Source organism: Bacillus sp. 522_BSPC (assembly GCF_001076885.1).
Lineage (GTDB): Bacteria > Bacillota > Bacilli > Bacillales > Cytobacillaceae > Niallia > Niallia hominis.
The window spans coordinates 102-10,981 of record NZ_JVDT01000128.1 but is presented as its reverse complement, the minus strand read 5'-3'; the positions used below and the strand labels follow the sequence as shown (position 1 = coordinate 10,981).

12 protein-coding genes are annotated in these 10,880 nt (G+C 35.6%); 5 read left to right on the top strand and 7 right to left on the bottom strand.

All coding sequences use genetic code 11. The features are described 5' to 3' along the window. Positions 1–260 precede the first annotated feature (260 nt). Positions 261–773: a type 1 glutamine amidotransferase domain-containing protein gene (locus ADJ83_RS10225; RefSeq protein WP_048717727.1), complete on the top strand. Its 513-nt coding sequence runs from the start codon at positions 261–263 to the stop codon at positions 771–773. 60 nt (positions 774–833) lie between these two features. Here ADJ83_RS10225 and ADJ83_RS10220 read toward each other — a convergent pair whose 3' ends face one another. The 4 genes from ADJ83_RS10220 to ADJ83_RS10210 all read right to left on the bottom strand — a co-directional run bounded on the left by ADJ83_RS10220 (position 834) and on the right by ADJ83_RS10210 (position 4,019). Then, positions 834–1,208 carry a winged helix-turn-helix transcriptional regulator gene (locus tag ADJ83_RS10220; protein ID WP_048717726.1) on the bottom strand — a complete coding sequence of 125 codons (375 nt, stop codon included), beginning with the start codon at positions 1,206–1,208 and terminating at the stop codon, positions 834–836. Positions 1,209–1,456: 248 nt separating this feature from the next. After that, positions 1,457–1,702 (bottom strand): hypothetical protein, encoded by a 246-nt coding sequence (locus ADJ83_RS26190; RefSeq protein WP_082169262.1) that lies wholly within the window; start codon positions 1,700–1,702, stop codon positions 1,457–1,459. 159 nt (positions 1,703–1,861) lie between these two features. After that, positions 1,862–2,764, bottom strand: a complete 903-nt coding sequence (locus tag ADJ83_RS10215) for an SDR family oxidoreductase (protein ID WP_048717725.1) — start codon at positions 2,762–2,764, stop codon at positions 1,862–1,864. A gap of 58 nt (positions 2,765–2,822) precedes the next feature. Further along, complete coding sequence (locus ADJ83_RS10210; protein ID WP_048717724.1) at positions 2,823–4,019, bottom strand: AGE family epimerase/isomerase; 1,197 nt, start codon at positions 4,017–4,019, stop codon at positions 2,823–2,825. Between the two features lie 302 nt (positions 4,020–4,321). Between ADJ83_RS10210 and ADJ83_RS25835 the strand changes: the two genes are divergently transcribed. Next, complete coding sequence (locus ADJ83_RS25835) at positions 4,322–4,468, top strand: hypothetical protein (RefSeq protein WP_192840943.1); 147 nt, start codon at positions 4,322–4,324, stop codon at positions 4,466–4,468. Between the two features lie 676 nt (positions 4,469–5,144). Here the strand turns inward: ADJ83_RS25835 and ADJ83_RS10205 are convergent. The 3 genes from ADJ83_RS10205 to ADJ83_RS10195 form a co-directional block, all read right to left on the bottom strand. Further along, positions 5,145–6,497 carry a gluconate:H+ symporter gene (locus ADJ83_RS10205; protein ID WP_048717723.1) on the bottom strand — a complete coding sequence of 451 codons (1,353 nt, stop codon included), beginning with the start codon at positions 6,495–6,497 and terminating at the stop codon, positions 5,145–5,147. Positions 6,498–6,666: 169 nt separating this feature from the next. Beyond that, positions 6,667–7,713: a mannonate dehydratase gene (gene uxuA, locus ADJ83_RS10200; RefSeq protein ID WP_048717722.1), complete on the bottom strand. Its 1,047-nt coding sequence runs from the start codon at positions 7,711–7,713 to the stop codon at positions 6,667–6,669. A 171-nt stretch (positions 7,714–7,884) separates the two neighbouring features. Further along, the gene (locus ADJ83_RS10195; RefSeq protein ID WP_048717721.1) at positions 7,885–8,601 is read right to left on the bottom strand and encodes a GntR family transcriptional regulator; all 717 of its coding nucleotides are present in this window, start codon (positions 8,599–8,601) and stop codon (positions 7,885–7,887) included. Positions 8,602–9,458: 857 nt separating this feature from the next. Between ADJ83_RS10195 and ADJ83_RS10185 the strand changes: the two genes are divergently transcribed. The 3 genes from ADJ83_RS10185 (at position 9,459) to ADJ83_RS10175 (ending at position 10,776) form a co-directional block, all read left to right on the top strand. Continuing rightward, positions 9,459–9,746: a hypothetical protein gene (locus tag ADJ83_RS10185; protein WP_048717719.1), complete on the top strand. Its 288-nt coding sequence runs from the start codon at positions 9,459–9,461 to the stop codon at positions 9,744–9,746. A gap of 237 nt (positions 9,747–9,983) precedes the next feature. Continuing rightward, a complete protein-coding gene (locus tag ADJ83_RS10180) occupies positions 9,984–10,406 on the top strand; it encodes a hypothetical protein (protein WP_031540316.1) in 423 nt (140 codons plus the stop codon). Beyond that, on the top strand, positions 10,393–10,776 hold the full coding sequence (locus ADJ83_RS10175) for a hypothetical protein (protein ID WP_031540317.1): 384 nt from the start codon (positions 10,393–10,395) through the stop codon (positions 10,774–10,776). Before ADJ83_RS10180 ends, ADJ83_RS10175 begins: the two co-directional genes overlap by 14 nt. Positions 10,777–10,880: the final 104 nt, after the last annotated feature.

Genomic DNA, 10,880 nt, shown 5'->3' with positions numbered 1-10,880 from the left:
TATGCTATTTTATAATCTGGTGTTATATATCCATTTATTGTTCTACCATGTATTTTGTTAGCTAGAGAATCAGCCCATACCTCTGATTCTCTCACAATCTAACTTTCTATCCATCTTCGACAAATTTCGGGGAGTCACTGTGACCAAACACTAAAAGTAACTTTTTAGTAACTACCGCACAAAAATGTGCATTCTTCAAAATTGAAGTACGATGGTTTATCATGAAATAGTAACAAAATTTTAAAAAAGGGTTGATCTAAATGAGTAAGAAAATCGCTGTACTTGTGACAAACCTTGTTGAGGAAATTGAATTGACTGATCCAGTAGATTCTTTTGTAAGTGCTGGTCATGTGGTTGATTTAATCGAGGAACGCGCAGGCAAAGATATTACTGGTAAGAACGGGGTTAATTTTAAAATTGATAAAGGAATCGATGAGGTTAAGGCTGACACCTACGATGCACTTTTAGTGCCTGGTGGATTTTCACCAGACTTACTTAGAATTGATGAAAGAAATGCTGCTTTTGCACGCTCTTTTATTGAAGCAAAAAAACCAGTGTTCGCTATCTGTCACGGACCACAGTTCCTAATCGATACAGATTTATTAAAGGGCGTAAACGTTACTGGCTTTACATCAATTCGTAAAGACTTGATTAATGCAGGGGCAATTTTTAAAGATGAAGAAGTTGTTGTTGATCATAATATTGTTACAAGTCGTACTCCAGATGATCTTCCCGCTTTTATACGTGAATCAAAAAAATTATTGGACAACTAATGTGAGGTGGCCAGATTTTTACAACTGGCCACTTATCTTTTTAAGGAAGAAATAACCACACTATAGTAACCCTTCTTGTCTTAATTGCGAGATGCGATTTTTGCCCCACTCATACATCATTTTAACAATAGGCAATATTGTATATCCTAGTTTAGTCATCGAATATTCGACTCTTGGTGGGCTCTCTGGATATACTTTTCGACTAATTAATCCATCTTCTATAAGTTCCTTCAATTGCTTTGAAAGAGTTTTATGAGAAATATTTTCAAATAGTCTTTGAAGATCACTAAAGCGGTGTGAGCCTTCAACACCTAAATGCCATAAAATAACTAATTTCCACTTCCCGCTAATTATAGAGAGCGTCAGTTCTTTTTCACAATGATAATTCTTATTTTTTAATTTTTCTTGTATTTCTTCTCGTAATGTATAACACATAGGACCTCCCCCTTTTCTCTCCATTCAATTTTATCAGAAAAATAAATTCTTGGTCAGACATGGGACATGGGGTCAGGTTCCTTGTCCCAGAAAATTCTTGGTCACAGTGACGTCCCGAAATTTGTCGGAGATTTATAGGGAATTAGATGGTGTGAATGATAAACTGAAATAGTAGCTGGATATTGGAGGTGTTGTTTTCGGTTTAGGAAAGGGGGATAATCATTGTATAGTTTTACCTCATTTGTGATTTAGTAACTATTAATAGTTACCCAAACTTTATAAATAAATGAATCCTCAACCTTTACTCCTGGACGAATACGGAAACTTTTTTCTGAATGAACAACAAAATCAGGATTAGAAGCTAGAAAAAATGAAAGAGCATATGCTATTTTATAATCTGGTGTTATATATCCATTTATTGTTCTTGTTCTACTATGTATTTCGTTAGCTAGAGAATCAGCCCATACCTCTGATTCTCTTAAAGTTTCAATAATAAGCGTTTCTTTTTTTCATTCTATTTCCATCATTTACGACCTCATTTCTTTATGTCTAAATTCTATCACATTCACACAATCTAACTTTCTATCCATCTTCGACAAATTTCGGGGAGTCACTGTGACCAAACAACCACAGCGACGCCTCAAAATACACCGTTAAACTATTGTGCCACCATTTGGATGTAGAATCTGACCAGTCATGTAGCTTGCGTCATCAGAAGCAAGAAATACATAGCTGGTTGCCACTTCAAAAGGTTGCCCTGCACGTTTCATTGGTGGTTTGGATGTGTCGGTTCCATAGGTTGCTACTTTTTCTGCTGAGTAGGAAGAGGGGATGAGAGGTGTCCAAATAGGTCCAGGTGCAACACCATTCACACGAATACTCTTGTCTAGAAGAGATTGTGAAAGGGAGCGTGTGAAAGTCAGGATGGCCCCTTTAGTAGCAGAGTAGTCAATTAATTCTTGATTTCCTTGATAGGCTGCGAGAGAAGTTGTATTAATAATGGAACTGCCCTTCTTTAAATGTGGTAAACAGGCTTTGGTCATATAGAAAAATGAGTAGATATTTGTTCGGAAGGTTACGTCTAATTGTTCTGCTGTGATATCTAATATGCTCTGTTGAATAAACTGTACTCCGTGATTATTAACCAGAATATCAATTTTTCCAAAATGATGGACTGCCTGTTGGACGACGGTATATGACATTTTTTCCTGTTGTAAATCACCGGGAACTAGTAGGCACTTTCTGCCGATTTGTTCAATTCTACTTTTTGTTTCTTGTGCATCTTGATGTTCATAAAGGTAGGAAATAACAACGTCGGCTCCCTCTTTAGCATAAGCATAGGCGATGGCTCTTCCTATTCCACTATCCCCACCTGTGATAATAGCTACTCGGTCTTTCAGTTTTCCGCTTGCTTGGTAATAAGGATTTTCCGAAATAGGTTTTGGCTCCATAGTGTGTTCAAGACCTGGATGTTGTTCTTGGTGTTGAGGAGGAAAAGCAATATTTATATCTTGACACTTTTGTTTTTTTTCTAAGAATTTATAAACAGGATAGATAGGACATTCCCCTTTCCTATTTCATTTAAATAAGATAAAGTTCGTTAAAACCTTTTACTCACAGATTCGTTAGTGCTCGGATGGTTTCATAGCAATTTGCAATTGGATGATAATCCGTCTTCGTTACGGGGCTTTTCTTATTCCCTACCTTTTGATTAAATCGATTTACTTTTTCATACCAACCACCCCGTTTTTTATCTATGAAATAGTTCCAAGCATAATTAAATAGAGCATCATAATTTCTCCAATATGTGAAAGCTTTTAATCGTGTTCCAAGAAGTGCTGATGCACCAATCGCTTCTGCCATCACCCAATAGTATTTATCTGACTCTAGTACTTTTCCTTCACGGTCAATCGAATAGTATATCCCCCCATATTCAGTGTCTAAGCCTAGCTTTAGTGCGCTATTATATAATTCTACTGCTCTCTCTATCATCCATGATTCAGATTTATATCTTTCCAAGAGTAAGAGTAGTTTGCTCCATTCAATGGAATGACCAGGAATAAAGCCTTGGGGCCGAAATTGCTGCATCTCTTTATTGGTTTCAATATAGTTCCAATCAATTACCCAATTAGGGTCATAGTGTTCCCATATTAATCCTTCTGATTGTTGAGCTAAATTTAAGGTAACATTATATGCTAATATATAGGCTCTCTCTAGATACTTATGGTTACCGGTTGCTTCATAGGCTGAGATCATTGCCTCGCACAGGTGCATATTCGGATTTTGCCCTCTGTATGGATTTATAATGGACCAATCTGAATTCATTTCATTTAGATATAACCCGTGATCTGGCTCCCAAAAATATTGGTCGAGTATGTTATAAATATAGTCTATTAGGTGAGAAGCGCAAGGTATCCCTGCCTGATAGGCTTTGGAAGCTGCAAGTAAAGCAAATGCGTGTCCATATGCATATTTCTTAGAAACAGACACCTGATTATCGTTTAACTTCCAAAAATAACCTCCGTTATTAATATCCAGATGATAATTTTGAAGGTAGGATAAACCATGCTCAGCCGCCTGTAGACACCATGAATCACCACGTAACATGGCTCCAACACTAAACACGTAAATAAAGCGAGATGTCCCTACTAAGTGTTTCGTCTGATTATTGCAGATTGTCCCGTCATCTAAGTAGCACTGAAAGTATCCACCATTACGATAATCAATACATCTTGGATAATAAAATTGCAAGGTACCAAATATATGATTGGTTAACCATGCTGGATCACGAACCCGAATCTCACTATTCATTCACCACCACTTCCTTTTTTGAAATCATTCCCATTCTTTTGGGACCTATCTTAAAATAGTGACTTAACTAAAAATATTCTTTTTAGGACGGCAATATACATTGTCCAAACAAACTGTTCATTTAGGTTTGGTCATTATAAACACTTCCTTCGAATACTCTTGGTCACAGTGACGGCCCGAAATTTGTCGAAGATTGATAGAGAGTTAGATTGTGTGAATGTGATAAACTGAAATAGCAACTGAATATTGTGAGGGTGGTTGGTTGTTGTGCTTCTTTCCGTTTAGGAAAGGAGGTGATAATCATGGAAACATTTCTTGAATTTGTTCGTGAAGTTCTGAAGGGGATTGTGCGTGAGATAAGCGCCTATTTCTTTCGGAAGAACATATTAGAAAACAAGAAAACCACCCTACGCCGTCGCAAGCAAAAGGGTGGTTCTCGACCAAAATAATATTTAATTGACAACCATACCCTGACGGTAGAGGTTGCAGGGAGAAGTGTTCGCGCACTTCTCTTTTTCATTATATACGTTTATTATATAGCTTATAACAATTGCTTTCAACTATGTGTCAAAATTTAGGTCACAAGCAAGAAAGCCAGCAATGCCTAGTACACCTACAACCATTACGATGAAAATGCTCATTCTCATTAAACCTCCATTCCTATTGCTAGTATATGAATATTTATCACGAAAACGCGGAATTACTGTAGAATTCTGAAATGACTGACTGTTATAATTATAACAAATTTATGGAAACAGAGATGCCATAAAAAATTATGTTTCATGGGAGGGGGATAGTGTGATGCATTTTGAACTTGAGCTGATTAAGGGCCACTATAAAAAGATGGTGATACTTTTACAATCAACCAATTTGGTACCTATAAGTTGTAGGTAGAGGGAGAAGTAAGGCATAGAGGGAGTTTGGCGCTATTTTGGGAGTGAAAACATCAGCACCGCAAATCCAAAATGTTGTACTTTATTAGTCTGTATAGGAGATAGGGAAGGGGGACTATTTATTCAATTTGATTTAGTTATTAGCAGTAAAAAAACTCAAAGCCAATGAAATTGTACTATGCGAAAATTCCATGGGCTTTGAATCTTGGGAGCAGGGTTATGTCTTTGGCTTTTATACAAATAAACTAAGCAATAAGACAAACACTAATCCACAGACGGAAATAAGTGTTTCGAGTACTGTCCATGTTGCAAATGTTTCCTTCATTGTCAATCCGAAAGATTCCTTTACAATCCAGAAACCGGTATCATTAACGTGTGAAGCTATAACACTACCAGAGCCTGTTGCCAATACTAATAGGGCTAAATTTACATCACTTCCAGCTACCATTGGAATAACTAACCCAGCTGTTGTTAACGCGGATACGGTTGCCGATCCTTGTGCAAGTCTAATAATTGCTGCAATTAACCATGCGAGTAATAATGGGGAAATCGTACTTCCTTCGAAAATTTCAGCAACATAATCTCCGACGCCACCATCCATTAATACCTCTTTAAGTGATCCACTAACCCCTAAGATTAATAATAGCATCCCAATAGCTTTGACAGAACTTTCCGCTGATGCCATGAGTTGATCCATTGGAATTTGTCGTGCAATCCCCATTGTATAGATGGCTAGCAACACTGATAATAGCATAACCATCGATGGATGCCCAATTGTCGCAACAATTGCAAAGAATAAGTTATCATCTAAGCCTACGACATTTTTTATTAGTGTAACAACAGTAGATATACTCATTAATAGAACTGGAAATAATGCAGTGAATGCACTCACACGAAACGATGGTGTATCTTCTAATTTATAGACTTTTGCATCACCTAGTTTGGCAATACTACCTTCTATCACTTTATCAAAAGCTGATGGAATGACTCTTTTTGAAAATTTTGTAAATAGTGGTCCAGCAATAATAATTGTTGGAATAGCAATGATAAATCCATACAGCAAAACCATTCCAATATTGGCACCATATTGAGCAGCAATAACAGTTGGTCCAGGATGGGGTGGTAAGAAAGCATGTGTTACAGATAATGCGGTTGTCATTGGCAACCCTAACCAAAGAAATGAGATCTTAGTTTGTTTGGTAATTTGATATACGATTGGTATTAATAAGACAAGTCCTACTTCAAAAAACAAGGCAACACCAAGAATAAATGAAGAGAGGACAACTGCCCATTGAACTCGCTTCTCACCAAACTTATGAATTAGTGTCATTGCAATACGTTGGGCTCCACCAGCATCAGCTATTAATTTCCCTAAAATGGCTCCAAGACCAAAAATCAATGCCGTACTAGCCATTGTATTACCTAATCCATTTTGGATAGACCCCATGATTTCATTGATTGGCATTCCGAGTCCTAAACCTAGTAAGAACGAAACAACTATCAATGTTATAAAGGTATGAAGCTTAACCTTCATAATCAAAATTAATAAAAGTATAATACCAATTGCAGTAATAATTAATGGCATAGTATTCTCTCCTTTATTTGATTGCTGTTTGTGATGTATTATATGCTTACTCTTAAAATTCTAGTTTTCTTTTAATATAGCACGAGGTATAAACGCTTTCATTATTAATGATTAAATACAAGATTCTGCATCTTGTATTTAATCTGTTCTTCTCCATTAAGGAGTTTCTTTAGCTTGATTTTTTTATTGCCTCTATTAATCCGTTTATATATACTGCACCTAGAGCGCGATCATATAGACCATAGCCAGGTCTTCCTTCTTCACCCCAAATCATGCGACCATGGTCCGGACGAAATGGTCCTTCAAATCCATAATCTACATATGCCTTTATAATTTCATAAAAATCTAATGAACCTTCTGTAGATAAATGAGCAGTTTCCCAAAATGATTTTTCTCCCGTAATCTTAACGTTTCGCAAGTGGGCAAAGTGAATACGATTTTTTATTCCCCCGAAGTATTTCACCATATCAACAAAGTCATTATTCGGATCACATCCTAATGAGCCAGAGCAAAGTGTAAGACCGTGGTTTGGTGAGTCATATAAATCTAAGAATCTTTCTAGGTTCTGTTTATTCGTAATAATTCGTGGCAACCCAAAAATGGACCATGGTGGATCATCTGGGTGAATGGCCATTTTTACGTCACTTTCAATGGCTACTGGTAGAATTTCTCCAATGAAGTACTTTAAATGCTCCCAAAGTTTTTCTTCATCCACGCCTTCATATTGTTGTAATAAGCCTTTTAAACCTCCTTCACCATAAGAAGTATCCCAACCAGGGAGTGATAACTCTCCAAGCATCGGATTCATCTTTTGAACAGTAGATTCATCATAAATTAATGACGTTGAGCCATCCGGAAGCTCATATGCTAAATCGGATCTAGTCCAATCAAATACAGGCATGAAATTATAACAAATGACTGGGATCCCGACTTCACCTAATTGTCGAATAGTTTGCTTGTAATTTTCGATATAACGATCTCTTGTTGGTAACCCTAATTTAATATCTTCATGCACAGGTACACTTTCAATGACAGAAATCTTCAAACCTACACTTTCGACTTTTTCTTTTAAGGCTAGGATTTTCTCCATTGGCCAAACTTCTCCAACGGGTACATCATATATAGCGGTTACAATTCCTTTCATCCCAGGAATTTGAGCAATATACTCAATATTTACTGGATCTTCTTCTCCATACCAACGAAATGTCATTTCCATCTCGGTTGCCTCCCTTTCCATTTTATCGTTTCTCTTTTATACTAGTATACTAGCATTATTGTGAAGCGTTTACAACCATAAAATTTACAGGAGACTTATTTTATTAAATAATTTTCACCAAATTGTAATAATTATTTAATGACAAAAAATGCCAATACTCTAGTTTTTTCCCTAGAATATTGGCATTTTATTGGTAAGGTCAAAAAAATCTACATATGGACTAGTAGGCTTATATAAATCTTCCCAAAGCTTTGTTGGTTCAATAATATGTTCTCTTATAATAGCTTCCACTTGATCTATATTTTTGCTTTCAATCATTTTTACGATTGTTTTATGTTGGAGGATTGCATCACTGAAGCTTAGATTCATCTCGGCTAGCAGTCTCATGCGATTGTAATGTGTACTTAATCGAATAATGGAATTCCAGACATTTTCCTTATTGTTTCCTTGAAAAATCAGAAAATGAAACTGCTTATCTAATTTGTGGAATTCCAGCTCCATTCCTTTTTGATCCAGCAATAATTCTTGATGTGCGATATTATTTTTCATTTCTACTAATACATTTTTCGGGAAGGAAATACAGGATTGTTTTAAAATTTCTTTTTCCAAGATAATTCTTGCAAATATTGCTTCTTCTATTAAAATTGGTTTAAATTTAGAAATATACGTTCCTACTTGTGGGATTACTTCTACTAAGTGTTCTTCTCGTAGCTTCATTATTACCTCACGTATTGGAGTACGAGAAATATGAAGTGCCTCAGCGATTTCTGTCTCACTTAAAGATTGACCCGGTTTTAATCGCAACGACATAATCGCTTCTTTTATTAATCTGTATGAATAATCCCTATTATTCTCTCCAGGCAACTTGGCTTGCACTTCTATTAGCATTGCTTTCTACACTCCTAAATCAAACGGTTCGACCCGAAATTTTTCAAAGTACTATTTATTATTATAACACCATCAAATAGTATAACCAATTCAATTCTTTTTTAGGGAGAAGGGGGCAGGTTGCTTGTTCAAAATTTAATTCTTGGTAATGCTTGGTCACAGTGAAACCTCGGAATTTGTCGAAGCTTGAGAGAAAGTTAGATAGTAGTGATTTTGGTGGCCCCATTGATTTTACCACTCGTGAAAAGGACGATGTTGATACTTTAACATTCAATCAACTTGGTACCTATAAGTTGCTGGTAGAGGGAGAAAAGCATAGAGGAAGTTTTGTGTTATCTTGGTAGTGAAATAATGAATGGCCACGTGATTATTATCGTCTTCTAAATATTTTTCGAAGTAAGAAAAATATTAGTATAGTTAAAAGGAATGCTAGTCTGAAATACCCAGGTATTAAGCCGATAATCCATATACTTGTTGTGATAGTTGCAAATGATAAATATTCTATATACTTAACATGTTGCCATTTCTTCTTGTTTAGTAGAATGATTATATACGCAATGATAGGTGCTACTATTGATATAAAGTATATAAATTTTTCTTTTGTGTACCATGGATTTCTTTTCATTTTTATACCCATTCTTTCTTTTATTTTATAAAAATAAGGCTTTTAAAAGTTAAAAACTTATGCTTGTAGAATCTAAATATATTAATGTAGTATAAATACTATTACTTTTGCTCCAATTCCTGCTAAATAAAACATAAGACTGATATTGGATTGAAGATATGTCCCTTTGCTCTTGGTTTCTTTCGGAAAACTTTATATTAGTAACAATATATCTTTTTAAGGAGATGATCGGATGCTTAGTGAAATAGTAGAAACTTTAATCATTCTGTGGGCAGGAAAAGATATTAGTTATTATCCGACCGAGGAACAAAAGAATCAGAATCTAAAATTACTTAGAAACGAACAATGGTTTAAAGATTTATTTTCAGAGCATACAGAGCTGTTTTTGAAGAATAAAAAGCTCCGTCATTTTATTAGAGCAGTTAACCCCCAAATAATCTTAGCTAATCCAAAAAAGAAAAAAAGGTTTGAAGAAGATCTAATCTATCTTATAAAGATTATAGAAAAACATCAAAAATAAGCAGAATTGTTGAGTGAAGGAAGCGGATTTAAAAGAGTCACAAAAATACGAAATATGCGCGGCCTTTGGGCTGCTTTATGTTGTATTTAAGCCTTTCACAGCATGTATTGACTAAAAAATAACAGAATAGAACATAATAAATATATGTAATTTAATACATAAAATAATACACATTTAAATACACATTATAATGCAAAAATGCATATTTATAGTATATAATGGGAGGTGAAAACAATTATGAAGGAAAAGGAGATGAGTAAATTGTCTGCCAAAGCAATCGAAGAAGTACAAAAAATCCGTCATGGTTTCCAAATGGGGAGCAGAGTAGGAGTCACACAGCTAGGTCGATCCACACAATGGCGTGAAGATTTGGACCGATTAGCTGCAATGGAGGTTGTGGATCGTAACGAAACAAAAGCAATTTTACTCAAGCCGGAAGTGTATCAAGCGATGATCGAGTATATGTCCTTATTAGAACGTAAAAAAGAAGAATTAGAAGTAGAAATCGAAACAGCAGAAGTGGAACAGCTATATGGATATCGTTTAAAACGCAAAGAAGCAGAGTATGTTAGGGGTGGAAAAGAAGCTGCAGAAGATGCGGTTGCCCTTTTCTTATCTAATCCAGAAAAGTTTAGGTCTCCACTAGATGATGATAAGTAATTCCAAAATAGCTGAAACGATTGCTCAAATTACTACCATATCGGGCATTCAACATGTACCGACAGATGTTATTACCGACGTTATAAATTTAGCAAATGCTTTTCCGAACGATTTCGATTTCGATTCCGCCGCTGACAATGTTATTCGATCGATTATTCAAATTAAAAGAAACCCCCATATCGGAGGGCTGCTCCGAGATAATTATGTGGGTTATCGTTCTTTTCATTATCAAAGTAAAAGAGTAAACAAGCACCCAGCCGATATGCGTACCATATATCGATATCGTGAAGATAATGGAGTTATCTATCTTCATGGATTTGGTCACTGTCATAATCCGGATAGTGTCTATAAAAGATTTCAGGGCAGATAACAATCCTTTGCGGGACTGTCAAATGAGGCTGGGACATAAGTATTTCAATCAAAAACAAACACGAACTATAATGTAATTAAATTACATTATAGTTCGTGTTTGTT

Excerpts from the sequence above, each read along its gene's own strand:
- ADJ83_RS10175 (WP_031540317.1), top strand. The coding sequence starts at position 10,393 with ATGATGATAAGTAATTCCAAAATAGCTGAAACGATTGCTCAAATTACT.
- ADJ83_RS10205 (WP_048717723.1), bottom strand. The coding sequence starts at position 6,497 with ATGCCATTAATTATTACTGCAATTGGTATTATACTTTTATTAATTTTG.
- ADJ83_RS10180 (WP_031540316.1), top strand. The coding sequence starts at position 9,984 with ATGAAGGAAAAGGAGATGAGTAAATTGTCTGCCAAAGCAATCGAAGAA.
- ADJ83_RS10195 (WP_048717721.1), bottom strand. The coding sequence starts at position 8,601 with ATGCTAATAGAAGTGCAAGCCAAGTTGCCTGGAGAGAATAATAGGGAT.
- ADJ83_RS10220 (WP_048717726.1), bottom strand. The coding sequence starts at position 1,208 with ATGTGTTATACATTACGAGAAGAAATACAAGAAAAATTAAAAAATAAG.
- ADJ83_RS10185 (WP_048717719.1), top strand. The coding sequence starts at position 9,459 with ATGCTTAGTGAAATAGTAGAAACTTTAATCATTCTGTGGGCAGGAAAA.
- ADJ83_RS25835 (WP_192840943.1), top strand. The coding sequence starts at position 4,322 with ATGGAAACATTTCTTGAATTTGTTCGTGAAGTTCTGAAGGGGATTGTG.
- ADJ83_RS10210 (WP_048717724.1), bottom strand. The coding sequence starts at position 4,019 with ATGAATAGTGAGATTCGGGTTCGTGATCCAGCATGGTTAACCAATCAT.
- uxuA (WP_048717722.1), bottom strand. The coding sequence starts at position 7,713 with ATGGAAATGACATTTCGTTGGTATGGAGAAGAAGATCCAGTAAATATT.
- ADJ83_RS10225 (WP_048717727.1), top strand. The coding sequence starts at position 261 with ATGAGTAAGAAAATCGCTGTACTTGTGACAAACCTTGTTGAGGAAATT.